The sequence below is a fragment of the Methylosinus sp. C49 genome, from assembly GCF_009936375.1.
In the GTDB taxonomy this organism is placed as follows: domain Bacteria; phylum Pseudomonadota; class Alphaproteobacteria; order Rhizobiales; family Beijerinckiaceae; genus Methylosinus.
On record NZ_AP022332.1, the window covers coordinates 484,944 to 509,918 of the forward strand.

Below are 24,975 nucleotides of genomic sequence, written 5' to 3' on the forward strand. Positions count from 1 at the left end.
CATCGCCGCAAGATTGGCAAATTGTTCGTCTCATTGCGCGTATATGGCTCGTCTCACCAACGAAAGCTTCGCCTTGCGCCGTTTTCTCGCCCTCTGCCTCGTCCTCTTCTTCGCCGGCGCCGCCGTCGCCGCGGAGCCCTCTTCCACGCTCGAGCAGTTCAACACGCGGCTCGACGCCGCGCGCGCGACGCTCGAGGAAGTGGAGACAGCCCTCGCCGATCCCTCGCTCAATGACGCCACGCTCAAGAGCCTGCGTGATCGCGTCGACGCGCTGCCGGCCGAGCTGCAGGATGTGATCGACCGGCTGACGCCGCGCCTCGCCGCCCTGCAGGCGCGGCTCGACGAGCTGTCCGGCCCGGCCAAGCCCGCGGGCGAGCCGAAGGAGGCGCCCGTCGCCGCGCCGCCTGCCGCGCCGGCCGAGGCGCCGCCCAAGAAGGAGGAGCCCGCCCCCGGCAAAGGCGCGCGCGCGCCCGGCAATGGCAGAGCGGTCATCGCCAAAGCCTCGGCCGAGACGCGCTCGTCGCCCACGGTCGTCCCCGCGCCCGCGCCTGCCCCCGCTCCGGCGGTCGATAGCGGCTCGCTGGCGACGGCGAGCGTCAACGCCGAATTCAACGAGCAGAAAAAGCTCTATGAGGAAGTGGACGCGACGCTGAAGCGCGCGCGGGCGCTGTCGATCGAGACGCGGCAGACTGCTCTGACGATCCGCGCGCGGCAGCGGGCGCTCTTCGCCAAGACCCTGTTCCTGCGCACGAGCGGTCTGTTCTCGCCGGCGCTGTGGAGCGCCGCTCTGCAAGAGCTGCCCTATGACGCCAAAATCTTCGGCCTGCTGCTGGAGCAGCGCGCAGAGACCGTCTCGACGCGGCTTCGCAACGGGCAGCTCGAGAGCTTTCTGGCGACGATATTTTTCGTGCTGCTGCTCGCCGTCCCGGCGACCTTGTTCGCCCGCCGCTTGGCCAAGCGCGAGGCCACGGTCGCGGCGCCGGACCAGTTCCACAAGGCCACGGCGGCGGTGACGACGACCATTGTGACGGCGGCGCTGCCGATCGTCATCGTCGCGGCCATCGCTCTGGCGCTCGACGCCTTTCAGCTCGAGGACGCCGTTCTCGCGCCGCTCGGCCGACGCCTGTCCGAATCGGTGACTTTCGTCGCCGTTTCCTATGGGCTGGCGCGCGGGCTGCTGGCGCCGGGCCTGCCACAATGGCGGCTCGTCGGCTTGGGCAACCGGCTCTCGCTGCGGCTGCTCTATCTCGCGGTTCTCATCGGCTTCGTCGCCGCGGCGACGCGCGTTCTGGAGCAGATCGCCGAATTCGTGCAGGCGAGCCTTCCGGTCATCGTGCTGACGCGCGGCGGCGGCGCCTTGTTCATCGCCATCGTCTTTCTCATCGTCACCGTGGCGACGCGCCATGAGACATGCGACGACGACCCCGGCGCCGATCTCGACGGACGCGACCGCATCTATGCGCTGCGCCTGCTCGCCTGGGTGGAGATCGTCGTCATCACGGGCGCGCTAGCGGCGGGCTATGTGGCTTTCGCCAATTTCCTGGTGCTGCAGCTCGCCTGGCTCGCGGCCGTCGGCACGGCGCTCTATCTGCTGCTCGCCTTTGTCGAGACCGGCCTTCAACATCTCTTCCAGCCGGAGACGACGCTCGGACGCACGCTCGTCTCCGGCTTCGGCGTGCGCAGCGAATCGCTCTGCCAGCTCGCCGTGCTCTCGACCGGCGTCGCGACGCTGGCGCTCTACGGCTTCGCGCTCTTCGTCGCACTGGTCCCTTATGGTTTTCAGTCCGGCGATTTCCTGGGCAATCTCCAGACCGCTTTCGCCGGCTTCAAGATCGGCGAAGTCACCATCTCGCCCGCCGGCATGGCGACGGCGCTCGCCCTCTTCGCCCTCACCTATGGGGCGACCAAGGCGCTGCGCCGCTGGCTCGACCAGCGCCTGCTGCCGCTGACGCGGCTCGACATGGGCCTGCGCCACTCCATCGGCGCCAGCCTCGGCTATGCCGGATTCATTCTGGCCGTCTCCGTGGCGCTGGCCGAGCTCGGCCTCAGCCTCGAGCGCCTCGCCATCGTCGCCGGCGCGCTGTCGGTCGGCATCGGCTTCGGCCTGCAGTCGATCGTCAATAATTTCGTCTCCGGCCTGATCCTGCTGTGGGAGCGGGCGATCCGCGTCGGCGACTGGGTCGTGCTCGGCGATGAGCAGGGCTATGTGAAGCGCATCAATGTGCGCTCCACCGAGATCGAGACCTTCGATCGCGCGACGATGATCGTGCCCAATTCCAATCTCGTTTCCGGCGTGGTGAAGAATTGGTTGCGCAACGACCGCATCGGCCGCATCAAGATCGCCATCGCCCCGCATTCGGGCGTCGACCCCGAGCAGATCCGCGAGCTGCTGCTCGCCGCCGCCAAGGCGCAGGACGGGCTGCTGCGCATTCCAGCGCCGCAAGTGATGTTCCTCTCCATGGAGCAGAGCGCCTTCCGTTTCGAGCTCTGGTGCTATGTCGAGGATGTCGAGCAGGCGACACGGGTGAAGAGCGATCTGCATTTCGACATCTACCGCCGCTTCGCCGAGGCGGGCGTGAAGATTTCCGCCCCCGCGCCGGCGCCGGCGGTGGTGCAGGTGATGGGGCTGGAGCCTTTCGCGCCCGCGCCGCGCGTGCTGGAGAGCGGACGCGAGCGGGACTATGCTGTCGCCGGCGAATGAGTGTAGAAGGCGCGCGCGTTCCGCTTCATCTCGTTCACAGACGAAAGCGCATGTCTCCTTCCCTTCGCTTCCTCGCGCCAGCCGCGGCGCTTCTCGCGCTCGCCGCCTGCACGAGCGAGCCCCGCCTGCCGAAAGAGCCCGAGCAGCCGAGCTTCTATCGCTCGCTCGCCGCGCCGAACGCGCGCGTGGACGCCGAGGCGGCGCGGGACATGATCTCGCTCTATCGCAGCAACAATGGGCTCTCGGCGCTGGCGCTGGACCCCGCGCTGCAAGAGGCCGCGCAGGCGCAGGCGAGCGCCATGGCCTCCGCCAATTCGCTGAGCCATGAGGTGCGCGGAACGCTGGACATGCGCCTCACCGCGCGCGGAATGCGCAGCGTCAGCGCCGCGGAGAATGTCTCGGCCGGCTATCACACGCTCGCCGAGGCGTTCTCGGGATGGCGGCAGTCGCCGCCGCACAATAAGAATTTGCTGATGAAGAAAGCAAAGCGCATGGGCATTGCGACCGCCTATGCGCCCAATGCGAAATACAAGGTCTATTGGGCTTTGATTCTCGCCGACTAGAAGCGCTTTCCGATCGAACGGAATCGTTCGATCGATCAGAATTCGCTTCCAAAAGAGAATTGAGAGCGTCGTCCGATCCGATTGGATGACGCTCTAAAGGTTCAGGCCCGGCGCTTGCGCTTGCGGCCGCCGCTCGACGCTTTGCCGCCGCCGCCCGGCGTTTTGGTCGCCGTATCCTCCGGCCGCACATAGCGCACGCCCAGAAAGAAAAGAATTTGCGCCTCGCCGACGATGGGCGGCGCGACGGCCGCCGACCTCGCGCGCGAGGAGAAGGCTATGAGCTCGCCCATTTCATCGCCCCCGCAATGAACCGGCCCCCGCAATGAACCGCGCAAATCGCGCGATCGGTCGATACGGCGATTAGGGGACGCCGAGGGTTAATGTTGCGTCAATGTCCACGCGCTAAATTCGCCGTTCGTGTATTAAGTTTGCGATTGGTGCGTATATGCCACGAGGCGAAAGCGAAAATCGGAAGGCCGAGGCGGCTCTGTTCCGCGAGATCGTCGACCAGTTCGTCGCGCGTCCGCTGCATCCGGCGGCCGATATCGACCAGTTCGAGACGCTCGTCGGAGGCTTCATCGATGTGCTCGACGCCGATGTGGTCGCCGAGCGGGCTTTGGAATTGTGCCGCCATCCGGACACGCCGCGCGGAATCGTCTCGCGGCTGCTGGACAAAGGCGGGCGCGTCTCGCGCATCGCCATAGAATATGCGCCGGTCATTCACGCCGGCCTCGTGCGCGCGCTCGCCGAGCATGGCTCCGCGGAGCTCGCCGTCGCCATCGCGCGCCGCTCCTCGCTCGAGCGCAAGATCGTCGCCGGCCTCGCCTCGCGCGGCGAGAGCGAGGTGCTCTGCGCCCTCGCCGCCAATCGGCGCCTGCATCTCGATCAGGCGGCGCGGCGCTCGCTGCTGCAGGCCGCGCGCGACGATCTGCGGCTCGCCCGCATATTGCTGGACCGCGCCGATCTCGCGGTGGACCCGGAAGCGCTGTTCCTCGCCGCCGATTCCGGCGAGCGCTCGCGCATATTGCTGGAGGCGGCGACGCAGGCTCTCGTCTCCAATGGGCCGGAATATGTCGCGCGCCCGGCGCCGGCGCTGGCCGAGGAGATCGACGCCTGCGCGGTCGCCCGCGATTTCGAGGGGCTGGCCGAGGCGCTGGCGGAGGCGCTCGACTGCCGCAAGTCGCGCGCGCGCGCTATTCTCATGGACAAAAGCGGAGAGGCGCTGGCGCTCGCCCTGCTCGCGCTCGGCGTATGCGAGGACACGGCGATCCGCATTTTCCTCGGCGCCGAGCGCGCCGCGCCGGATGTGGAGCGCATACGCTCTCTCATCGCGCTGATGCGCTCGACGCCGCCGCGCGCCGCGCAGAGGCTCGTCGCCGCCATGACCGGCTCGTTGCGCCAGGAGAAGGAGCGCGCCGCCGCCGCCTCCGCGCGCCCCGGCGTCTTGGAGCAGAAGCGCAGGCGCAAGCAGAGGAAAGACGCCGTCAAAGCGCAGGCGTGACAGCCGCCCGAGATACGAGCCTCTAAAGGCTGGCTTTCGTCTGGCGCGCCCCTAAGGCCTCATCATGCCGCAGCGGCGATTCGTCCTTTATTGACGCTCGTCAACGACGCGCGGCGACGCGCCCTTTACGCGACTCTTCGTTCGGTCGCGGCGCGCCTCGATCGAACCAATCATTCGATGGAGGAAAGGGCATGTCGCTCATCACCTGGACGCCGGAGCAATTCGCCACCAACGTCTCCAAGCATGACATAGAGCATCAGGAAATTTTCCGTCTGCTGAATGTTCTCGGCGATTCGGTCGCGAGCGGCGACCGCGACGCCGTCGGCCGCGATCTCGACGCGCTCATCGCCTATGTGGCCGAGCATTTCGCCTCGGAAGAAGCGAATTTCGAAGCCTATGGCTATCCGGCCTTTCCGGGCCACAAGGCCGAGCACGACAAGCTGGTCGCCGCCGCGCTCGATCTGCAGAAGAAGTTCCACGCCGGCGAGGCGGAAGTGACCGCCGACACGGCGGCCTTTCTCGTCGGCTGGCTGACCGACCATATTCCGAAAATCGACAAGCTCTACGGCTCCTTCCTCAATGAGAAGGGCGTGGCGTAAGCCGCGCGCGCTTTTCCTCTCCCCGCGCCCGCGGGGAGAGGACGAATTCGCCCTCTACCGGCCCGGTTTCGGGAATCCGCCTCGCTATGTCATAAGACCCGCGCAATTCACCGATAAGCGCGCGGACATGATACGCCTCGAGAACATCAGCAAGCAGAACGGCCAGCAGCTCCTCTTCATCGAAACGTCGGCGGCGCTGCTGCCCGGCGAGAAGGTCGGCCTCGTCGGCCCCAATGGCGCCGGCAAGACGACGCTCTTCCGCATGATCGCGGGCCAGGAGCGGCCGGATGAGGGCCAGGTGTCGGTCGATCGCGGCGTCACCATCGGCTATTTCAACCAGGATGTCGGCGAGATGGCGGGCCGCAGCGCCGTCGCCGAGGTGATGGACGGCGCAGGCCCGGTGAGCGCCGTCGCCGCCGAGCTGGCCGAGCTCGAGGCCGCCATGGCCGATCCCGACGCGGCGGAAAATTTCGACGCGATCCTCGAGCGCTATGGCGAGGTGCAGGCGCGTTTCGAGGAGCTGGACGGCTACGCGCTGGACGGCCGCGCGCGCGAGGTGCTGGCCGGTCTCGGCTTTTCCCAGGACATGATGGACGGCGACGTCGGCGCGCTCTCCGGCGGCTGGAAGATGCGCGTCGCGCTGGCGCGCATTCTGCTGATGCGCCCGGACGCCATGCTGCTCGACGAGCCGAGCAACCATCTCGATATCGAGAGCCTGATCTGGCTCGAGGGATTTTTGAAAGGCTACCCCGGCGCGCTGCTGATGACCTCGCATGATCGCGAGTTCATGAATCGCATCGTCGGCAAGATCATTGAGATCGACGGCGGCTCGCTCAACTCCTATTCCGGCGATTATGAATTCTACGAGCGCCAGCGCGCGCAGAATGAATTGCAGCAGCAGGCGCAATTCGAGCGCCAGCAGGCCATGCTCGCCAAGGAGATCAAATTCATCGAGCGCTTCAAGGCGCGCGCCTCGCACGCCGCGCAAGTGCAGAGCCGCGTGAAGAAGCTCGACAAGATCGAGCGCGTCGAGCCGCCGCGCCGGCGCCAATCGGTCGCTTTCGAATTCGCGCCGGCGCCGCGCTCCGGCGAGGAGGTGGCGACGCTCTCGCGCGTCTCCAAGCGCTATGGCTCGCGCAGCATCTACGAGGGGCTCGATTTTCAGGTGCGGCGCAAGGAGCGCTGGTGCGTGATGGGCGTCAATGGCGCCGGCAAATCCACGCTATTGAAGCTCATCGCCGGCGCCGCCCAGCCGGACGAAGGCGCGGCGGCGCTCGGCGCCAATGTGAAGATGGGCTATTTCGCGCAGCACGCCATGGAGCTGCTGAATGGCGAGCACAGCGTCTTCGAGGCGCTGGAGGACGCATTTCCGCAAGCGGGGCAAGGCGCGCTGCGCACGCTCGCCGGCTGCTTCGGCTTTTCCGGCGATGATGTGGAGAAGAAATGCCGCGTGCTCTCCGGCGGCGAGAAGGCGCGGCTGGTGATGGCGAAAATGCTCTTTGATCCGCCGAATTTTTTGGTGCTGGACGAGCCGACGAACCATCTCGATCTCGGCACCAAGGAGATGCTGGTCGAGGCGCTCGCGGCCTATGAGGGCGCCATGCTGTTCGTCTCGCACGACCGGCGCTTTCTGGCGGCGCTCTCCAATCGCGTGCTGGAGGTGACGCCGGAGGGCGTGCATAAGTTCGGCGGCGGCTATACGGAATATGTCGCCCGCACCGGGCGCGAGGCGCCGGGCGTGCACGGGTGAGCATGGCCTCGCTCAGCGCGCGAGATGCTGGTCGAAAAAGGCTTTCATCTTGGCGACGGCGAGGCGCGATTCCGGCGCGTTCGGAATCTGCCCCTGGAACACATGCGGCATTCCTTCATAGACGTCGAGCTTGGCGGTCCCGCCCGCCGCTTCGATCGCCTGATACAGCCGCACCGAATCGCTGAGCAGAATTTCCCGCGTGCCCGCCTGAATGAGAGCGGGCGGAAAGCCTTTCGCGAAATCGCCATGGACCGGCGACACATGAGGATGCGCCCAATCCTTTTCGTCCGCATAGGCGAGCATGGCGTTTTTGATCTGGCGCTCATAGGACATGATCGGATCGGCGTCGCGCAGCGTGACGCGCGTGTCGGCGGCGTTGCGGAAATCCGCCGTCAGCGACCATGTCGCCACTGCGCCCGGCAGGCCGAGGCCTTCGTCGCGCATCTTCAGCGTCGTCGCGACCGCGAGATTGCCGCCGGCGGAATCGCCGAACATGGCGATGCGCCGCATTTGCGCGCCGCCGGCGAGCAAATGCTTCACGACGGCGACAACATCTGCGGTGATCTGCGGCCATTTCGCCGCAGGCGCGAGGCGATAATCGACGACGACGATGCGACGGCCGAAGACGCGCGCGAGCTTCGCCATTCCCTCGAGCGCGCCGCGCGCGTCGAAAAACACGAAGGCGCCGCCATGGAGATAGACGACAACCGATCCATCATCGACGAGCCCGTTCGGCGCAATGTCGAAATAAGAGACGCCGTCGGTCTCGATCCGCGACACGGCGACGCCCTTCGCCCGCACGGCCGCGAGATCGACCTCGCGCGCCGCAGCGGCCGCCGCCTGCAGCCGCGCCCAGCCATCATGATCGCCGGGCTCCGGCAGAGTGGGGATGATGGCGTGATCGCCGCCGATTTTCGCCAGCAGCCGCTTGCCGTCCGTCGAAATCGTTTCGGGAACCCAAGCATAGGCGGAGGCGTGGGCCGGATCGGCTCCCGATGTCGGCCGCAGCAGCGCGACAAGCAGCAATCCCGCCACAGCGCAATGCGCGAGCGATTCCTTCAAGCTCTCACCCCGATCGCAAGACGGGCGGCGCCACGTCTCGAGCGGACCAGAATGAGCGAAACGATTTTCTAATTCTTTGCTGGATCGCGACGACTGTTTCTATCTGATGGCTCGCCGGCGCCGACGGAACCGCGCGGCGAGACGCCCTCGCCGCGCGCAAAATTGCGAAAAGATCACTTGCGCCGCAGCACTTCCGTCTCGAAGCTCTCGCGGATCGTCTCTTCCTTCAGCTTGCGGCCGATGAAGACGAGGCGCGCGCTGCGCTTCTCGTCCGGGCGCCAGTCGCGCTGCAGATCGCCGTCCAGGATCATATGCACGCCCTGGAAGACGAAGCGCTTCGGTTCGTCGGTGAAAGCGACGATGCCCTTGCAGCGCAGAATATCCGCGCCCTCGCGCTGAACGAACTCGTTGAGCCAGGGTACGAAGACATTGGGATCGAGCTCGCCCTCATGGAGGATGGAGACCGAGCCCATTTCCTCATCATGATAATGCTTCAGCCCATGGCCGTGATCGTCGTGATGCGCATGCGCATGATGGTCGTGATGCTCGTCCTCGTGATGATGATCGTGGCCGCAATCCGGCCCGCACTCGTGGTCATGGTCATGGTCATGGTCATGCTCATGATGGCCGTGATCATGATCGTGATGATCGTGATCCTCCGCCTCGAGGAAGCGCGGCTCTATCTCCAATATGCGATCGAGATCGAAAGCATTGCGCTCCAGCACCGCCTCGATCGGCACCTGCGCCTTCACCGCATGATGCAGAGCCGCATAAGGATTGATGGCGCGAATGCGGCCCTCGACCTCGGCGAGCTCCTCGCGCGTCACGAGATCGGTCTTGTTCAGCACGATGACGTCGGCGAAGGCGATCTGATTCTTCGCCTCTGGCGCATCGGCGAGACGCTGCACTAGAAATTTGGCGTCGGCGAGCGTCACCACAGCGTCGAGCCGCGCCGCCTCCTTCACATCCTGATCGACGAAGAATGTCTGCGCGACCGGCGCGGGATCGGCGACGCCGGTCGTCTCGACGATGATGGCGTCGAACTTGCCGCGGCGCTTCAGCAGACCTTCGACGATGCGGATGAGATCGCCGCGCACGGTGCAGCAGATGCAGCCGTTGTTCATCTCGAAGATTTCTTCGTCGGCGCCGACGACGAGGTCATTGTCTATGCCGATCTCGCCGAACTCATTGACGATGACGGCGTAGCGCCGCCCGTGCTGCTCGGTGAGGATGCGGTTCAGCAGAGTCGTCTTGCCGGCGCCGAGATAGCCGGTGAGGACGGTGACGGGAATCTTGTCGGTCAAGGGGCTGCTCCTATTGCGCGCCTTTGCGGAGCTGATCGCGCATTTTCATGAGCTCCTGCATGTTCATCTTTCCGCCCGTGCCGCCGAGCGCCTTCAGCGCCGGCGCGTCTACGTCGCCGGGCTTCTGCCCCGGCTTGCAGGGACCGAGCCATTTCGCCTCCATCACAATGTCGGAGGCGGCGCGCGTCGAGAGCGGCGGGTCGAAGGTCACATGCAGCTCGGCGCGATAGGCGGAGTCGAAGCTGCCGGTGAAGGTTCCCTCCGTCGTCGCCACGCGGTCGCCGATCTTGCAGACCGAGCTCATGCGATATTTGTCGCCCTCGCGCCGAAAGCTCATCTTCTCGCATTGCTGCTCCTGCGCGCCGAAGCGCTGGCGCAGGAGATCGTCGGTCTTCTCGTCGACGCATGTCTCGATCGGACCGGCGACGCGCGCGGCGGCGCCCTGCGCATGCTCGATCCGCCACAGCCCCGCCTTGCGGCGCGGAATTTCATCCGCCGCGGCCGCGACGACGGCCAAAGCGAAGATGGGGAGAGCTGCGCCGAGAGGGAAGAAGGGACGATGCATGAGAAGAAGGCTCCGCGGCGCGCGGTTCGCCGACGCGTCAGCGTCGAGTATAGACCAAAATCCGGCCGAAAGTCGTCGGGCGAGCGCGAGCCTCAGGGCGCGAGCGCCTCGGTCAATTGCTTCACATTGAAGCGCATCAGCCGGAGATAGCTCGGCGCCGGGCCGTCCGGCGGAGAGAGCGCGTCGGAATAGAGCGTGCCGCCGACCTTGGCCCCCGTCTCCGCGGCGATGCGCTTGGCGAAGCGCGGATCGACGATATTCTCGAGGAACACGGCCGCGACCTTGTGCATCTTCACCGCATCGACGATGCGGGCGATATCGCGCGCGCTCGCCTCGGCGTCGGTGGAGACGCCCTGCGGCGCGATGAACTCCACGCCATAGCGCGCCGCGAAATAGCCGAAAGCGTCATGGGTGGAGACGACGCGGCGGCGCGCGTGCGGAATGGCGTCGATCGCCGCGACGATCTCGGCGTCGAGCCCGCCGAGCGCATGAAGATATTCCGCCGCATTGGCCTTATAGCGCTCAGCGCCGTCTGGATCGGCGTCGATGAGCGCGTCCCTTATGTTGGCGACATAGATTTTGACATTGGCGACATCCTGCCAAGCATGCGGGTCGACGCCCTCCCCGTCCTTGCGCGGCGTGACGGCGCGGCTCGCGGTGACGATGCGCGCCTTGGTCTTGGAGGCGGCGACGAGCCGGTCGATCCAGCCTTCGAAGCCGAGGCCATTGACGAAAACGAGCTTGGCCGCGGCAAGGCGGCGCCCGTCCTGCGGGCTCGGCTGATAGACATGGGCGTCGCCGTTCGGCCCGACGATGGTCGCGACCTCAATGCGGTCGCCGCCGACGATGCGGACGAGATCGCCGAGAATGGAAAAGCTCGCGACGACCGGCAGCTTCGGCGGCGGCGGAGCAGGCTGGGCGCGTAGCGGCGAAGCGAGGAGCGCGAGCGTCGCGAGCGCGGCGCGGCGCGACAAAAGGCGAAAATCCGAGGACGTCGCGCGCGATGAATCCATCCGTCACCCCTCCAAATGTCGCTTGGGCCTCCGCAAGCGAATCAAGCCGCCGGTCTTTCCGAAAATCAATGAGAGGAAATAAGCGCCGCCCGCCATGAGGATGATCACGGGTCCGGCGGCGAGGCCCGTGCGGAAGGACAGGACGAGGCCGAAATAAGAAGAGGCCGCGCCGATCGCCGCCGCCAGCGGCAGCGCCCCGGTGAGATCGCGCGTCCACAGCCGCGCCGAGGCGGCCGGCAGCATGATGATTCCAACCGCCATCAGCGTGCCCAGCGCATGGAAGCCGGCGACCAGATTGAGCACCACCAGCGCCAGAAAGGCGAAGGGAATCCATTCCCCCAGCGGGCTGACGCGGCGGGCGAAGAGTGGATCGAAAGTGTCCAGCGCCAGCGCCCGATAGGCGAGCGCGAGCGCCACGAGCGTGAAGCTCGCAATGGCGGCGAGGAAGATCAGCGTGGCGTCGTCGAGCGCCAGCACCGAGCCGAACAGCACATGCAGCAGATCGACATTCGAGCCCTTGAGCGAGACGAGCGCGACGCCGAGCGCCAGCGAGACGAGATAGAAAGCCGCGAGCGAGGCGTCCTCGCGTAGGGCCGTCCAGCGCGCCGCCGCGCTCGACGCCACGGCGACGGCGAGGCCGGCGAGCAGGCCGCCGAAGGTCATCGCCGGCAGCGACAGGCCGCAGGCGAGATAGCCGAGCGCCGCGCCGGGCAGAATAGCGTGCGAGAGCGCGTCGCCGGCGAGCGACATGCGGCGCAGAATCAGGAAGACGCCGAGCGGGCAGCCGGAGATCGAGAGAGCGATTGCGCCGACCAGCGCACGGCGCATGAATTCGTAATCGACGAAAGGCGCGATGAAGAGCTCATGCAGCATAGGGAGTCTCGTCGCGCCGGCATTCCTCGGCCTCGCGATCGAAAGCTTCGACCATGCGGCTCGCCTGCGCGAGATGCGCCTCGGACAGCGCCTCTCGCGTCGCGCCCCAGAAGATCGGCTCGCGCGCCAGCAGCAGCGCCTGCGGAAAGGCGCGGCGGGCGAGATCGAGTTCGTGCAGAACCGCGACGACGCTGCGGCCCTCCTCCCGCCATCGGGCGATGATCTTCACCAGATCGTCGATGGTCCGGGCGTCGATGGCGCCGAAAGGCTCGTCGAGCAGAATGACCGGGCAATCCTCGACCAGCAGCCTTGCGAACAATACGCGCTGCATCTGGCCGCCGGAGAGCGTGCCGATCGCGCGGTCCTCGAAACCCTCGAGCCCGACCGCGGCGAGCGCCGATGCAATGCGCGCGTGCTCCGCCGCGCCGACGCGGCCGAAAAGCCCGATGCGGCGCATCGCGCCCATGGAGACGAAATCCAGCACATCGATCGGAAAGGCGTGATCGATCTCCGCCGATTGCGGCAGATAGGCGATATCGCGCAACGCGAGGCCGTCATAGACGATGCGGCCGCCGAGCGGCGGGAGCAGGCCGGCGAGCGCTTTGAGCAGAGTGGATTTGCCGGCGCCGTTCGGCCCGCAAACGGCGAGCCCGGCGCCGGCCTCGACGACGCCGGAAATATGATGAACGGCTGGGCGACGCTCATAGCCGAGCGTCACATTCTCCAGCCGGATCGCGCCAGCTCTCATCGATCGCGCCTTCAGCTCAGCGCCCAATAGACGGCGGCCCAGAGCAGCGCCAGCACGGCGGCGGCGGCGAGAAGCCGCTCGCCCGCCGAAAGGCGCAGCAGCGAGACGCGGCCGTCGGCGCGCTCGCCATGCGCATGAGCGGCGGGCGCGTCCTTTTGAAAAATCGCCGATTGCGGTCGGTTCATTTCCAAATGTTATATTATAACAGATGCGGCCGGCAAGCCCGGAATGCCATCAACTGGCGCGCCTGGGCGCCAGAATGACGCGGAAGTCGTTCACATTGGTGCGCGTCGGGCCGGTGACGAGGAGATCGCCGAGCTTCTCGAAGGCGGTATAGGCGTCGTTATTGGCGAAGAGCGCCTTGAGATCGACGCCCTGCGCCGCCGCCCGCGCGAAGGAATCAGCGGTCATTATGGCGCCGGCGTTGTCCTCGCTGCCGTCGATCCCGTCCGTATCGCAGGCGATGGCGGAGATTCCGCCAAAGCCCTCGAGCGCCAGCGTCAGCGCCAGCAGGAACTCCGCGTCGCGGCCGCCCTTGCCGTTGCCGCGCACGGTGACGGTGGTCTCGCCGCCGGAGATGATGGCGACGGGCGGCGCGATCGGCTGCGCATGACGCGCGATCTGCCGCGCGATGCCAGCGTGGACCAGCGCGACATCGCGCGATTCGCCCTCGAGATCGCCGAGGATGAGCGGCGTGAAGCCGGCCTTGCTCGCCACTGCGGCGGCGGCGTCCAGCGAGCCTTGCGGCGTCGCGATGAGAATATTCTCGACGCGATCGAAAATCTTGTCGCCGGGCTTGGGCGTCTCGCAGGCGTCGCTCGACAGATAGGCGAGCACGGCGGGCGGCGCGTCGATCTTATATTTGGCGATGACGGCGAGCGCGTCCTCGCGCGTCGTCGGGTCCGGCACTGTGGGGCCGGAGGCGATGACGGAAAGATCGTCATTCGGCACGTCGGAGATCATCAGCGCGACGACCTTGGCCGGCGCCGCGACGCGGGCGAGGCGTCCGCCCTTGATCGCCGAGAGATGCTTGCGCACGCAATTCATCTCGGAAATGGTCGCGCCGCTCTTCAGCAGCGCCTTGTTGACGGCCTGCTTTTCTTCCAGCGTCACGCCATCGGCCGGCAGCGCCATCAGCGCCGAGCCGCCGCCGGAAATCAGCGCGAGCACGAGATCGTCCTCGGTGAGGCCCTGCACCTTCTGCAGGATGCGGCCCGCGGCGGCGCGGCCGGCGGCGTCCGGCACCGGATGCGAGGCCTCGATCACCTCGATCTTGGAAGTCGGAGCGCCATGCTCGTAACGGGTGACGACGAGGCCCTCGATCGGATGCGGCCAATGCGCTTCGACCGCCGCGGCCATGGAGGCCGCCGCCTTGCCCGCGCCGACGACGATGGTGCGGCCCTTGGGCGGCGCGATCTTCTCGAGGAAGGCCGGCAGGCAGACGGACGGATGCGCCGCGCCGACAGCGGCGTCGAACATGGCGCGGAGAAGCGTGCGATAGTCGTCAGACATTCCTAAGCCTCGGTGTTCTCCCTTCTCCCATTCGTGGGAGAAGGCGGCCCGACGAAGTCGGGTCGGATGAGGGTCCTCGCCGCTTCGCGATCGTTCTATCCGCCTCGCGAAGAGTTTCCAACGGAATCCGATTCTCTTCGCCGGCCCTCATCCGACCCCGCTACGCGGGGCCGCCTTCCCCCGCCCTGCGGGAGAAGGAGGAGAGCGCTACGACCGTCGTGTTCTCCCTTCTCCCGCTTGCGGGAGAAGGTGGCCCGGCGGAGCCGGGTCGGATGAGGGTCCGCGACGATTTGCGATCGCTTCCCGAATCCGCTCCAGCGGGATATTGCCACCGCCGATGACAAGGTCATTGTCTAGGCGACGGACGTGATAGCCACGCTCACGCAGCCACTTATCGCGAATGGCGTCATGGCGGCGTTGGTCTTCGTGTTCATGCGGCCGGCCGTCCAGCTCGACGATCAGCCGGTGCTCGGTGCAGAGAAAATCGGCGACATAATTCCCGATCGGGACTTGCCGCCGGAATTTCAATCCGTCGAGCCCAGAATTGCGCAAGGAACGCCAGAGGATTTCCTCCGCGTTCGTCATCTCGCGCCGCAGACGTCTTGCGAAAGCAGTCTTGGACTTCGAGACTCGCGTCGGCATGCGAGGACCCTCATCCGACCCGGCTTCGCCGGGCCACCTTCTCCCACAAGTAGGAGAAGGATATGAACCCGACGATTCCGCGAAACGATCGTAAGCTTGCGGCGCCGCGCCGTTCTCCCTTCTCCCGCAGGGCGGGAGAAGGCAGCCCCGCGTAAGCGGGCTCGGAGGAGGGCCGGGCCGATCGCCGGACCTTACGCAGCGCCGATCTGATCCGCCTTGTCGATCAGCGCCTGGGCCATGCGGATGCTGGCGATGTCGATCAGGCGGCCGTCGAGGGACACCGCGCCGCGGCCTTCCTTGGCCGCCTGCTCCATCGCCTCGAGAATGCGGCGGGCCTTCTTCACTTCCGCCTCGGAGGGGGTGAAGACCTGATTGGCCAGATCGATCTGCGAGGGATGAATCGCCCACTTGCCCTCGAAGCCGAGGACCGCGGCGCGCTTGGCGGCGGCGATATAGCCATCGGGATCGCCGAAGTCGCCGAAGGGACCGTCGATCGGACGCAGGCCATAGGCGCGCGCCGCGACGAGGAAGCGCGTCTGCGCCGCATGCCACTGGTCGGCCCAGAAATACTGGCGATTGCCCTCAGCGTCCTTGTCCGAGAGAACGCCGTAATCCGGGTTCACGCCGCCGATGACGGTGGTGCGGGCGCGGGTGGAGGCGGCGTAATCGGCGACGCCGAAGGAGAGCGCCTCATTGCGCTTGCTCGCCTGAGCGATCGCCTCGACATTGGCCATGCCGAGCGCGGTCTCGATCAGCAGCTCGAAGCCGATGCGCTTGGTGCGCTTCTTGTAGCTCTCGATCTGCGTGACCAGCATGTCGATGGCGTAGACGTCCTGCGGAACGCCGACCTTCGGAATGAGGATCACGTCGAGACGCGGGCAGGCCTCGACGACGTCGACGACGTCGCGATAGCAGAAATGCGTGTCGAGGCCGTTGATGCGCAGCGTCATCGTCTTATTGCCCCAATCGATCTCATTGAGGCCCTGGATGATGTTCTTGCGCGCCTGCTCCTTGTCGTCCGGCGCCACGGCGTCCTCGAGGTCGAGGAAGACCTGGTCGGACTTGGAGGTCGCGGCCTTCTCGAACATGCCGGGGGCGGAGCCCGGAACGGCCAGCTCGGAGCGATGGAGACGCGGCGTCGCCTGCTCGATCAAAGTGAAGCTCATGATTTTTCCTTTCCCTGTGTGAGAGTTTATCCGGTGGCGCCGAGGCCGGCGGCGATGCAGCTGATCGACAGCAGCAGAGCCGACTTGTATTCCTCCTTCAGCGCTTCCTCTTCGGTGGTGCGGAACAGGCGCAGCAATTCCACCTGCTCGCGGTTGACCTCGTTGATGGTGGCGAGGCGATGCGCGAGCCGCGCCTGATAGTCGGTGAAGCGCGCGCCGATCTCGCCGCCGCCGGTGATGCGCAGCACGCTCTCGCAAGTGAGGTGATATTCGGCCTCGATCGCCGAAAAGATCTTCTTGCGCACGGCTTCGTCGGCGACCAGCGAAGCGTATTGGCGCGCTATGCCGAGATCGACCATCGCCAGCGTCTTCTCCACCTCGTCGAGGATGAGGCGGAAGAGGCGTGAATCTTCGAACATGCGATGCAGCAGCTGCAGGCCGCGCTCGCCGCGCACCTCGATGAAGCTGGAGAGGCCGGAGCCGACGCCATACCAGCCGGTGATGGCGTGGCGATTCTGCGCCCAGGCGAAGACCCAAGGAATGGCGCGCAGATCGGCGAGGCTGCGCGCGCCGAAACGCCGCGCCGGCCGCGAGCCGATATTGAGCATCGAGATTTCCTCGAGCGGGCTCGCCGCCTGGAAATAGGCGACGAGATCGGGATCGGCGATGAATTTGCCATAGGCCGCGAGCGAAGCGCCGGAAAGCGCCTCCAGCGCATCGTCGAACTCCGCGCGGGGAACCAGCGCATCCTCGCGCTCGGACTTCAGCGCATGGGCGAAGACGCTGCTCGCCAGCAGCTCCAGCTGATAGGAGGCCGTGCCGCGATTAGCGTATTTGAAGGAGACGACCTCGCCCTGCTCCGTCACGCGGAAGCGGCCGCGAATCGAGCCCGCCGGCTGCGCGGCGATGGCGTGTCCGGTCGGCGCGCCGCCGCGGCTGACCGAGCCGCCACGGCCGTGGAAGAAGGCGATGGCGACGCCCAGCTCCTCGCCGAGGCGGGTGAGCTTGGATTGCGCTTTCGCCAGCTCCCAGTTGGACGACATGAAGCCGCCGTCCTTGTTGGAGTCGGAATAGCCGATCATCACCTCTTGCACATTGCCCTGCCAGCGCGTGCTGCGACGCACGACGGGCACGCGAAGAAGCTCGCGCATGATGACCGGCGCGGCGCGCAGATCGGGAATCGTCTCGAACAATGGCACGATCGGCAGGGTGCATAGCTCGAGGCCGGCGTCGTCGAGATAGAGCCCGCCGTGCTTGGCCAGCACATAGGCGCCGAGAACATCGGCGACCGAATGCGTCATGGAGAGGATGAAGCTGCCGAAGGCCTCGCGATCGAGCCGCGAGCGCATGTCCGCGACCAGCGCGAACATGTCGAGCGTGTCCTGCGACTCCGGCGCGAGGCCGGTAAGCGCAACGCCATTGCGCGGCTGCGCCAGCTCGGCGATGAGCCAGGCCTGCCACTCGGGCGAGTCGACGTCCGGCGCATCCTTGCCGGTCTTGATGCGGTGAATGTCGCGCAGCGCATTATTGGTGCGCGTCGTGTTCTCGCGCAGATCGAGACGCACGGTGCTGAAGCGGAAAATCTCCACCGCGCGCCGCACCGGCCGCACCAGATCATTGGCGAGCGATGGGCTGCGGCTCTCGATCAGCGCCTGCTCGAGAATGCGCAGATCGCGGATCAGCTCATCGGCATTGGCGTAGCGCGCCTTGCCGCGGCCTTCGCCCTTGGTGGTGAGGATCGTCTCGTCGAGCTTGCGCAGCACGCAGGTGAGATATTGGCGGAAGGCCTCGCCGTGATTGCGCGTCTTGATTCTGTCCGCGTCCTCGACCTGCGCCAGCTCCGCCTCGAGCGCGGCGCGGAACTCGGCCGGGATCGTCACCGAGCCTTCGCTGATCGACAATACGCGGGCGAGATCGAGAATGCGCTGGCGATAATAGTCGAGGCTGGCGAGCGCGTTGACGATCATCGTCTCGCGCGTCACCGCATTGGTGACGAAAGGATTGCCGTCGCGGTCGCCGCCGATCCAGGAGCCGAATTGGAAGAAGGGCGTGATGTCGAAGCGCTCATTGGGATAATGAGCGGCGAGCGCGCTCTCGAAGGAGGCGAGCATCTCCGGCGCGAGATCGAAGAGATTCTCGGCGAAGAAATGCAGCCCCCAGGCGACCTCGTGCTCGACGGTCGGCTTCTCGAGATGCAATTCGCCCGTGAGCCACAAGAGCTCGATCTGATCGCCGACGGCGCCGATGCGGCTGGCGCGCTCGCGATCGGTCCAGCGCGAGGATTCGAGATCCTTCAGCAGCAGATAGATCTTGCGATTCTTCTCGAGGACGGTGACGCGCTTGGCCTCGGTCGGATGGGCGGTGATGACCGGGCGAATGCGCAGCGATTTGAGCTGCGCGCGAATCTCGTCCGCGGTGACGCCGGCCTTGGCGGCGTCAGCCAGAACATGCGCGAAGGAGCCGAGCAATTCGTCGCGGCCCTTGGCGCGCTCTATGGTGCGGCGGCGGCGCATGGCCGAGGCCTGCTCGGCGATGGAGAGCAGCTGAAACCATATGCCCTGCGCCTGCAGAGCCCGCGCCATGAGCGCCGGCGGCATTCCGGCGGAGGAGCCGAAGCCGCTCAGAACGGGTGCGATCTCGGGCTGATGGCGCTTCACCACGCCCACGAGCTGATCGAGCAGAAAGGCCGCCGCCTCTTTGACCGATCGCGTCGCCAGCGCCGAAGGGGCGGCGGACGAGGTCGATTCGGACAAGACCTTCTGGTCGGCGGTCATGCAGTCTCCCTGGCTATGGTGAGGCGGATGGGCGCCTCTCCCCGCGGCGCGGGAAGAGGCGCGTGTCGTGTCACGCGCGCTTCAGCACGGCGGCGACGGCGGAGCCGAACTCGGCCGGGCTCGGCGCCACGGCGAGGCCGTAGGACTTCATGATCTCGGTCTTCTCCGCGGCGCTGTCGCCGGTCGCCGAGATGATGGCGCCCGCATGGCCCATGCGGCGGCCCTTGGGCGCGGTGAGGCCGGCGACGAAGCCGACCACCGGCTTGGAGAAATTCTCCTTGATCCAGGCCGCGGCCTCGGCCTCCTGCGGACCGCCGATCTCGCCGATGATGAGCACGGCTTCCGTCTCCGGGTCCTGATCGAACAGCACGAGATGATCGAGGAAGGACGAGCCGTTGATGGGATCGCCGCCGATGCCGACCGAGGTCGAGATGCCGAGCCCGAGCTCCTTCAGCTGCGAGGCCGCCTCATAGCCGAGCGTGCCGGAGCGCGAGATGAGGCCGACGTTGCCCTGCTTGTAGATGTGGCCGGGCATGATGCCGAGCATGGCCTTGCCGGGGCTGATGATGCCGGCGCAGTTCGGCCCGACCATCATCGGCCGGCGCTCGCGCGGATAGCGCAGGAAATAGCGCTTCACGCGCATCATGTCCTGAGCCGGAATGCCATCGGTGATGGAGCAGATGAGATGAATGCCGGCGTCCGCCGCCTCCATGATCGCGTCGGCCGCGAATGGCGGGGCCACGAAAGTGATGCTGGTGGTCGCGCCGGTCTGCTTCACCGCCTCGCGCACCGTGTCGAAGATCGGCACGCCATGCACGGTCTTCCCGCCTTTGCCCGGAGTGACGCCGGCGACGACATTCGTGCCGTAGTCGATCATCTCCTTGGCGTGAAAGCTGCCCTTGTCGCCGGTGATGCCCTGGACGAGGATGGGCGTTTTTTCGTCGATGAGAATGCTCATTGTTTCCTCCCGGCCTCGCCGCTCACTTCACGGAGCGCCAAGCGGCGACGGCCTTTTGGGCGGCGTCGGCCAGCGAATCGGCGGTGATGACATTGATGCCGCTCTCGTCGAGCAGCTTGCGGCCGGCCTCGACATTGGTGCCGGCGAGACGCACGACGAGCGGCGCAGTGATGTTGGTCGCCTTCACCGCGTCGACGACGCCTTGCGCGACCCAGTCGCAGCGATTGATGCCGGCGAAGATGTTGACGAGCACCACCTTCACATTGGCGTCGGAGAGCACGAGACGGAACGCCGTCGCGACGCGCTCGGCCGAGGCGCCGCCGCCGACGTCGAGGAAGTTCGCCGGATTGCCGCCGGCGTGCTTGATCATGTCCATCGTCGCCATCGCGAGGCCCGCGCCATTGACGATGCAGCCGATCTCGCCGTCGAGGCCGATGTAGTTGAGCGAATGCTCGAGCGCCTGCGCCTCGCGCGGGTCGGACTGCGAGGGATCGTTCATGTCGACGATGTTGCGGCGACGGAAGAGAGCGTTGTCGTCGAAGGACATTTTCGCGTCGAGCGCGAGAACCTTGTCGTCCTTGGTGACGACCAGCGGATTGATCTCCAGCATGGTCGCGTCATTGTCGCGGAAGGCGCGATAGGCGCCGAGGATCGACTGAACCGCGCGCGACACCTGCTTGAGATTGAGGCCGAGCTGAAAGGCCAGCTCGCGCGCCTGGAAGGGCAGCAGGCCGACGGCCGGCTCGACGATGACCTGGAGAATGGCGTCGGGATCGGTCTTGGCGATCTCCTCGATCTCCATGCCGCCATGCTTGGAGGCGATGACGCGCACGCGCTCGAGCTTGCGGTCGAGGACGAAGCCGAGATAGAGCTCGCGCTCATAGGGGTCGGCGAGTTCGACATAGACGCGCTGCACCGGCTTGCCTTCCGGCCCGGTCTGCTTGGTGACGAGACGCTTGCCGAGCAATTCGCGCGCGGCCTGCTGAACCTCGTGATAGGTGCGGCACAGCTTGACGCCGCCCGCCTTGCCGCGCGCGCCGGCGTGAATCTGCGCCTTCACCACCCAATGCGAGCCGCCGAGCTCGGTCGCCGCGTAAACGGCCTGATCGGGGCTGAAAGCGACGGTGCCGGGGGGCACCGCGACGCCGCAGCTCGCCAATAATTCTTTGGCTTGATACTCATGGACGTCCATGTTTCCTCTCCCCTTGCAGTTTTATCGCCGGCTCGAGAGTGAAATTACGAGCCGATCTTGTCTCTCACGACCTTGTAGACGGCTTCGGTCTTCTCGGCGGCGGCGGCCAGCAGAGCCTCGACCTCGCCGATCTGTTTCTCTGCGAACTCGCGATCCTTGATCGCCTTTGCATTGATGTAGACGTTGAGCGCGGCGCTCCGCAATCCGGCATTGGCCGCGAGGACGGCGACGCCGGCGTCGCTGATAACGTTGAGATTGCCCTTGTCGGCGACAGCCTCGGAGAGGACGATCACCTCGAAGCAGGCCTTCACGGCGCGCAGCGGCGCGAGCGTGGCGTCCTTCAGCGCGACCTGAATGGCGGCCGTGCGCACAGCCTTGTCCTCATCGGTAGCGCGCGGCAGTCCGTAAGCGCCCATCACGGAATTGAAGGCGACGACATCTTCGTCGATCGCCGCGGTCAGCTCGGCGCGGACGCGCTCGGCTTCTGCTCGCGCAGCTTTGAGATCTTCCTCGACGGCTTCGTAATTCTTCTTGCCGATGGTGAGATTGGCGACCATCGACACCAGCGCCGCGCCGATCGCGCCCATCACCGCAGCGGCGCCGCCGCCGCCCGGCGTCGGACGCTCGCTGGCGAGATCGTCGAGAAATTTGCCGATCGTTTCGTCCTTGGTCATTCTCGTCGATCCTCGGGTCAGGCGTTGGCCTTTGCTTGCGCGTAGATTTCCTCGGCGTCGAGCACCTTGTCGGACGACTCGAACAGCTGGCCGATGCAGGCGCGATGCAGCTTCAGCTTCAAGCCGCCGACGCCGAGCGCGCCGATGACGATCTTGCCGTGACGCTCCTTGGCCTTGTCGGTCGCCTCGACGCCGCCGATGCCGAGCGGCGGCTGCGCATTGACGTCGGCGAGCAGCTCGATCGTCGGATCGTTCTGCCAATCCTTCTCTTCCAGCAGTTGCACGCCGATGGCGCCCGCCGCGAAGACGATATTGGTTCCCTTCACCGCCGCGGCGCGGGCGGCGTTATCGACCGCCTCGATCGCGGTGGGCGTGAAGCCGAAACGCTCCTGCAGCGCAGCGGCCGCAGCGTCGGCGCGCGACTTCTGGCGCGAGGTGATGGCGACCTCGGCGCCCTCCGAATGCAGGAAGGCGGCGGCGCGCAGACCCACAGGGCCGGTGCCGGCCAGCACGGTGGCCTTCTTGCCAGCGAGCGGCTTGGCCTTGGCGAGCAGCGCCACGCCAGCGGCGGCCGTCGTGTTGGAGCCGTTGGAGTCGAGCATCACGGAGACGCGGAAATTCGAGAAGAAGCGCTTGCGCACCGCTTTGAACAAGGTCTCGCCGGCGACCATATCGCCGCCGCCCACGAAGAGCGCGGTGAACTGCTTCTCCTTCGGACCGCGCGTGTAGATCGCGCCATCGACCAGCGCGCCGACATTCGCAGGCGTCACATTGGCGTAGCCGATGACATGATCCGCGCCGCCGTCATAGGCGACGACCGTGTCGAACACGCTCGGGACCGCATCGGTGTCGAGAAGGAAGAGCAGCTTTTGAGTCATAGCAGTTCCTGTGAAAGGCTGTCCGTCATGGCCGGGCTCGTCCCGGCCATCCACGCCACGAGGCCACGCAAGGCGCCCGACATGCGCCGAGTCATTCCCGTTTCGTCTCGACCGCTCCGCGACCGGGCGCGAGACTGCGACTGCGTTTACGCCGTCACCAGATTACGCGGCGCGCCGGCGACGAAAGCGTCGACATTGTCGATCAGCTGATCGGCCAGCACCTGCATCGCTTCCCTAGAGGCCCAGGCGACATGCGGCGTGACGATGAGATTGGGGATCGTCGGATCGAGCAGAATATTGCCCTGCTTGGGCGGCTCGACGGTCAGCACGTCGAAGCCGGCGCCGGCGATGACGCCATTGCGCAGCGCATCGGCGAGCGCCTGCTCGTCGACGATGCCGCCGCGCGCGGTGTTGATGATGATCGACGTCTTCTTCATCGAGGCGAGCTCTTTCGCGCCGATGAGATTCTTCGTCTGCGGCGTCAGCGGCAGATTGAGCGTCACGACATCGGCCTCGCGCAGAATCGTCGGAATGTCGACGATGCCGGGGCCGGGAACGACATCATTGATGAGCAGCTTCATGCCCAGCGCCTCGGCGCGCGTCGCGATCGACTTGCCGAGCGCGCCATAGCCGATGATGCCGAGCGTCGAGCCGGCGATGTCATAGATCGGATAGTCGAAATAGCAGAACTGGCTCGCCTCCTGCCAACGGCCGCGGCGCACCGAATCCACATAGTTCACGAGATTGCGGCGCAGCGCGAAGATCAGCGCGATCACATGCTCGGGAAGCGTGTTGTAGGCGTAATTGCGGATGTTGGAGACGGTGATTCCATTGGCCGTCGTATAGGCCTTGTCGATCACGTCGGTGCCCGTCGCGGCGACCGCGATCAGCTTCAGGTCGGGAAGCTGCTTCAGCGCGTCCTCACGCAGCGGCACCTTATTGGTGATGGCGATGGTCGCGCCCTTCAGGCGCTCGACGACATCGGCCGGAGAGCTCTGCGCATATTCCGTATAGTCGTGCGGGAAATTCGGCTTGCGCAAATTGGCGTCGAGCGTCTCGCGATCGAGAAAGACGATTTTGTGCGACATTTTTGCTGCTTCCCCCGAAGTCGCTCGGCCGTTTCGGCTCGACATTTTGCGACGTCAATCGTCGCGCCTCGTATTGAAGAAGCGGCCTCGCCCTCGCGAGGGCGAGGCCGCGAAACATCAGACCTGGAGGATCGGATTGGCGCGATAGACGGCCTGGGCCGCCGCGACGCCGCTGCCGGCCGTGACCGGAATGCCGACGTCGAGCATCGCCATTTCCGCGCCCGCGATGGCGCCGAGCAGCATCAGCTCGTTGAGATCGCCGAGATGGCCGATGCGGAACACCTTGCCGGCGACCTTGTTGAGGCCGGCGCCGAGCGCGAGATTGTAGCGCTTATAGGCGATCTCGATGACCTTGGCGGCGTCGAAGCCTTCCGGCACCACGATCGCGGTCACAGTGTCGGAGTTCCACTTGGCTTCCTTGGCGCAGGGCTTGAGGCCCCAGGCCGCGACCGCGGCGCGCACGCCCTCGGCGAGATGGTGATGACGCGCATAGACCTGATCGAGGCCTTCCTCGAACAGAACATTGAGCGACTCGCGCAGGCCGTAGAGCAGCGGCAGCGCCGGCGTGTAGGGGAAGTAGCCGGTGGCGTTCGCCTTCACATGATCCTGGAAGTCGAAATAGGCGCGATGCAGCTTGGCGGTCTCGCCGGCCTTCAGCGCCTTCTGGCTGACGCTCATGATGGCGAGGCCGGCCGGCAGCATGAAGCCCTTCTGCGAGCCGGAGACGGCGACGTCGACGCCCCACTCGTCCTGCTTGAAGTCCAGCGAGCCGACCGAGGACACGCCGTCGACGAACAGCATGGCCGGATGCTTGGCGTTGTCGATCGCCTTGCGCACGGCGCCGATGTCCGAGGTCACGCCCGTGGCGGTCTCGTTATGCGTGGCGAAGACGGCCTTGATCTCGTGATTCTTGTCGGCCTTCAGCGTCTCTTCGATGCGGTCGGGATTGTTGCCGACGCCCCACTCCTCGTCCTGCTCGATCACATCGAGGCCGATGCGCTTGGCGAGGTCGATCCAAAGATGGGTGAACTGGCCGAAGCGCTGCGCGATGACCTTGTCGCCGGGCGACAGAGTGTTGGTGATCGCCGCTTCCCAGCCGCCGGTGCCCGAAGCCGGGAAGATGAAGGCCTGAGCGCTCTCGGTCTTGAAGACCTTCTTGAGCTGGGTGAACAGCGGCAGCGTCAGCTCGGGGAACTTCGGCGAACGATGATCCTCGGAGACGACATTCATCGCGCGCAGGATACGATCGGGAATATTGGTCGGGCCCGGAACGAACAGAAAATTGCGGCCCGGAATTCTGGAATTCGACATGTCTAGGGCTCCCTTCGAGCTCATCGGTTCGAGTTTGTTTTCGTTGGACGCTGGCGACGAGGCCCGGCGCCCGTTGCTTCTTCCCGCGGCGGCCGCGCTCA

At 66.0% G+C, this 24,975-nt stretch carries 23 protein-coding genes; 5 read left to right on the forward strand and 18 right to left on the reverse strand.

Annotated elements, in window-relative coordinates:
- The first annotated feature begins 43 nt into the window (after positions 1–43).
- Positions 44–2,701 (forward strand): DUF3772 domain-containing protein, encoded by a 2,658-nt coding sequence (locus tag GYH34_RS02280; protein ID WP_161912183.1) that lies wholly within the window; start codon positions 44–46, stop codon positions 2,699–2,701.
- Between the two features lie 50 nt (positions 2,702–2,751).
- The gene (locus GYH34_RS02285) at positions 2,752–3,264 is read left to right on the forward strand and encodes a CAP domain-containing protein (protein WP_161912184.1); all 513 of its coding nucleotides are present in this window, start codon (positions 2,752–2,754) and stop codon (positions 3,262–3,264) included.
- 101 nt (positions 3,265–3,365) lie between these two features.
- On the opposite strand, the gene GYH34_RS02290 is transcribed toward GYH34_RS02285, so the two are convergent.
- Positions 3,366–3,554 carry a hypothetical protein gene (locus GYH34_RS02290; RefSeq protein WP_161912185.1) on the reverse strand — a complete coding sequence of 63 codons (189 nt, stop codon included), beginning with the start codon at positions 3,552–3,554 and terminating at the stop codon, positions 3,366–3,368.
- Positions 3,555–3,709: 155 nt separating this feature from the next.
- Here GYH34_RS02290 and GYH34_RS02295 point away from each other — a divergent pair, with 155 nt between their 5' ends.
- The 3 genes from GYH34_RS02295 (at position 3,710) to GYH34_RS02305 (ending at position 7,114) form a co-directional block, all read left to right on the forward strand.
- Positions 3,710–4,765: a hypothetical protein gene (locus GYH34_RS02295; RefSeq protein WP_161912186.1), complete on the forward strand. Its 1,056-nt coding sequence runs from the start codon at positions 3,710–3,712 to the stop codon at positions 4,763–4,765.
- A gap of 191 nt (positions 4,766–4,956) precedes the next feature.
- Positions 4,957–5,364, forward strand: a complete 408-nt coding sequence (locus GYH34_RS02300) for a bacteriohemerythrin (RefSeq protein ID WP_161912187.1) — start codon at positions 4,957–4,959, stop codon at positions 5,362–5,364.
- Between the two features lie 127 nt (positions 5,365–5,491).
- Positions 5,492–7,114, forward strand: a complete 1,623-nt coding sequence (locus GYH34_RS02305) for an ABC-F family ATP-binding cassette domain-containing protein (protein WP_161912188.1) — start codon at positions 5,492–5,494, stop codon at positions 7,112–7,114.
- Positions 7,115–7,126: 12 nt separating this feature from the next.
- On the opposite strand, the gene GYH34_RS02310 is transcribed toward GYH34_RS02305, so the two are convergent.
- From GYH34_RS02310 to GYH34_RS02385, 17 genes are all read right to left on the reverse strand, one after another.
- Positions 7,127–8,176, reverse strand: a complete 1,050-nt coding sequence (locus GYH34_RS02310) for an alpha/beta hydrolase (RefSeq protein ID WP_161912189.1) — start codon at positions 8,174–8,176, stop codon at positions 7,127–7,129.
- Positions 8,177–8,349: 173 nt separating this feature from the next.
- Entirely contained in the window at positions 8,350–9,480 is a 1,131-nt protein-coding gene (locus tag GYH34_RS02315) for a GTP-binding protein (RefSeq protein WP_161912190.1), read from the reverse strand.
- A 10-nt stretch (positions 9,481–9,490) separates the two neighbouring features.
- Complete coding sequence (locus GYH34_RS02320; protein ID WP_161912191.1) at positions 9,491–10,045, reverse strand: DUF3617 family protein; 555 nt, start codon at positions 10,043–10,045, stop codon at positions 9,491–9,493.
- Between the two features lie 92 nt (positions 10,046–10,137).
- Complete coding sequence (locus GYH34_RS02325) at positions 10,138–11,058, reverse strand: metal ABC transporter substrate-binding protein (RefSeq protein ID WP_161912192.1); 921 nt, start codon at positions 11,056–11,058, stop codon at positions 10,138–10,140.
- A 3-nt stretch (positions 11,059–11,061) separates the two neighbouring features.
- Positions 11,062–11,931 (reverse strand): metal ABC transporter permease, encoded by an 870-nt coding sequence (locus GYH34_RS02330; protein ID WP_161912193.1) that lies wholly within the window; start codon positions 11,929–11,931, stop codon positions 11,062–11,064.
- Positions 11,921–12,679: an ABC transporter ATP-binding protein gene (locus GYH34_RS02335; RefSeq protein WP_161912194.1), complete on the reverse strand. Its 759-nt coding sequence runs from the start codon at positions 12,677–12,679 to the stop codon at positions 11,921–11,923. Before GYH34_RS02335 ends, GYH34_RS02330 begins: the two co-directional genes overlap by 11 nt.
- 11 nt (positions 12,680–12,690) lie before the next feature.
- Positions 12,691–12,864: a hypothetical protein gene (locus GYH34_RS21635; protein WP_157096070.1), complete on the reverse strand. Its 174-nt coding sequence runs from the start codon at positions 12,862–12,864 to the stop codon at positions 12,691–12,693.
- Between the two features lie 49 nt (positions 12,865–12,913).
- The gene (locus GYH34_RS02340; RefSeq protein WP_161912195.1) at positions 12,914–14,191 is read right to left on the reverse strand and encodes a glycerate kinase; all 1,278 of its coding nucleotides are present in this window, start codon (positions 14,189–14,191) and stop codon (positions 12,914–12,916) included.
- A 207-nt stretch (positions 14,192–14,398) separates the two neighbouring features.
- Entirely contained in the window at positions 14,399–14,833 is a 435-nt protein-coding gene (locus GYH34_RS02345) for a DUF559 domain-containing protein (protein ID WP_161912196.1), read from the reverse strand.
- Between the two features lie 191 nt (positions 14,834–15,024).
- Complete coding sequence (locus GYH34_RS02350) at positions 15,025–15,999, reverse strand: CoA ester lyase (RefSeq protein ID WP_161912197.1); 975 nt, start codon at positions 15,997–15,999, stop codon at positions 15,025–15,027.
- 26 nt (positions 16,000–16,025) lie between these two features.
- Positions 16,026–18,773 carry a phosphoenolpyruvate carboxylase gene (locus GYH34_RS02355; protein ID WP_161912198.1) on the reverse strand — a complete coding sequence of 916 codons (2,748 nt, stop codon included), beginning with the start codon at positions 18,771–18,773 and terminating at the stop codon, positions 16,026–16,028.
- Positions 18,774–18,843: 70 nt separating this feature from the next.
- Complete coding sequence (gene sucD / locus GYH34_RS02360) at positions 18,844–19,731, reverse strand: succinate--CoA ligase subunit alpha (protein ID WP_161912199.1); 888 nt, start codon at positions 19,729–19,731, stop codon at positions 18,844–18,846.
- A 22-nt stretch (positions 19,732–19,753) separates the two neighbouring features.
- Positions 19,754–20,923 (reverse strand): malate--CoA ligase subunit beta, encoded by a 1,170-nt coding sequence (locus GYH34_RS02365; RefSeq protein WP_161912200.1) that lies wholly within the window; start codon positions 20,921–20,923, stop codon positions 19,754–19,756.
- Between the two features lie 44 nt (positions 20,924–20,967).
- Positions 20,968–21,597 (reverse strand): methenyltetrahydrofolate cyclohydrolase, encoded by a 630-nt coding sequence (gene fchA, locus GYH34_RS02370; protein ID WP_161912201.1) that lies wholly within the window; start codon positions 21,595–21,597, stop codon positions 20,968–20,970.
- A 17-nt stretch (positions 21,598–21,614) separates the two neighbouring features.
- Positions 21,615–22,475 carry an NADP-dependent methylenetetrahydromethanopterin/methylenetetrahydrofolate dehydrogenase gene (locus tag GYH34_RS02375; RefSeq protein WP_161912202.1) on the reverse strand — a complete coding sequence of 287 codons (861 nt, stop codon included), beginning with the start codon at positions 22,473–22,475 and terminating at the stop codon, positions 21,615–21,617.
- Positions 22,476–22,621: 146 nt separating this feature from the next.
- Positions 22,622–23,563, reverse strand: coding sequence for a D-2-hydroxyacid dehydrogenase (locus GYH34_RS02380; RefSeq protein ID WP_161912203.1), 942 nt, complete (start codon positions 23,561–23,563; stop codon positions 22,622–22,624).
- 117 nt (positions 23,564–23,680) lie between these two features.
- Entirely contained in the window at positions 23,681–24,874 is a 1,194-nt protein-coding gene (locus tag GYH34_RS02385) for an aminotransferase class V-fold PLP-dependent enzyme (RefSeq protein WP_161912204.1), read from the reverse strand.
- Between the last annotated feature and the right edge of the window lie 101 nt (positions 24,875–24,975).

Bases quoted from the DNA above. Each gene is read 5' to 3' on its own strand.
- GYH34_RS02280 (WP_161912183.1), top strand. From the start codon at position 44: ATGGCTCGTCTCACCAACGAAAGCTTCGCCTTGCGCCGTTTTCTCGCC.
- GYH34_RS02285 (WP_161912184.1), top strand. From the start codon at position 2,752: ATGTCTCCTTCCCTTCGCTTCCTCGCGCCAGCCGCGGCGCTTCTCGCG.
- GYH34_RS02290 (WP_161912185.1), bottom strand. From the start codon at position 3,554: ATGGGCGAGCTCATAGCCTTCTCCTCGCGCGCGAGGTCGGCGGCCGTC.
- GYH34_RS02295 (WP_161912186.1), top strand. From the start codon at position 3,710: ATGCCACGAGGCGAAAGCGAAAATCGGAAGGCCGAGGCGGCTCTGTTC.
- GYH34_RS02300 (WP_161912187.1), top strand. From the start codon at position 4,957: ATGTCGCTCATCACCTGGACGCCGGAGCAATTCGCCACCAACGTCTCC.
- GYH34_RS02305 (WP_161912188.1), top strand. From the start codon at position 5,492: ATGATACGCCTCGAGAACATCAGCAAGCAGAACGGCCAGCAGCTCCTC.
- GYH34_RS02320 (WP_161912191.1), bottom strand. From the start codon at position 10,045: ATGCATCGTCCCTTCTTCCCTCTCGGCGCAGCTCTCCCCATCTTCGCT.
- GYH34_RS02325 (WP_161912192.1), bottom strand. From the start codon at position 11,058: ATGGATTCATCGCGCGCGACGTCCTCGGATTTTCGCCTTTTGTCGCGC.
- GYH34_RS02330 (WP_161912193.1), bottom strand. From the start codon at position 11,931: ATGCTGCATGAGCTCTTCATCGCGCCTTTCGTCGATTACGAATTCATG.
- GYH34_RS02335 (WP_161912194.1), bottom strand. From the start codon at position 12,679: ATGAGAGCTGGCGCGATCCGGCTGGAGAATGTGACGCTCGGCTATGAG.
- GYH34_RS21635 (WP_157096070.1), bottom strand. From the start codon at position 12,864: ATGAACCGACCGCAATCGGCGATTTTTCAAAAGGACGCGCCCGCCGCT.
- GYH34_RS02340 (WP_161912195.1), bottom strand. From the start codon at position 14,191: ATGTCTGACGACTATCGCACGCTTCTCCGCGCCATGTTCGACGCCGCT.
- GYH34_RS02345 (WP_161912196.1), bottom strand. From the start codon at position 14,833: ATGCCGACGCGAGTCTCGAAGTCCAAGACTGCTTTCGCAAGACGTCTG.
- GYH34_RS02350 (WP_161912197.1), bottom strand. From the start codon at position 15,999: ATGAGCTTCACTTTGATCGAGCAGGCGACGCCGCGTCTCCATCGCTCC.
- GYH34_RS02355 (WP_161912198.1), bottom strand. From the start codon at position 18,773: ATGACCGCCGACCAGAAGGTCTTGTCCGAATCGACCTCGTCCGCCGCC.
- sucD (WP_161912199.1), bottom strand. From the start codon at position 19,731: ATGAGCATTCTCATCGACGAAAAAACGCCCATCCTCGTCCAGGGCATC.
- GYH34_RS02365 (WP_161912200.1), bottom strand. From the start codon at position 20,923: ATGGACGTCCATGAGTATCAAGCCAAAGAATTATTGGCGAGCTGCGGC.
- fchA (WP_161912201.1), bottom strand. From the start codon at position 21,597: ATGACCAAGGACGAAACGATCGGCAAATTTCTCGACGATCTCGCCAGC.
- GYH34_RS02375 (WP_161912202.1), bottom strand. From the start codon at position 22,475: ATGACTCAAAAGCTGCTCTTCCTTCTCGACACCGATGCGGTCCCGAGC.
- GYH34_RS02380 (WP_161912203.1), bottom strand. From the start codon at position 23,563: ATGTCGCACAAAATCGTCTTTCTCGATCGCGAGACGCTCGACGCCAAT.
- GYH34_RS02385 (WP_161912204.1), bottom strand. From the start codon at position 24,874: ATGTCGAATTCCAGAATTCCGGGCCGCAATTTTCTGTTCGTTCCGGGC.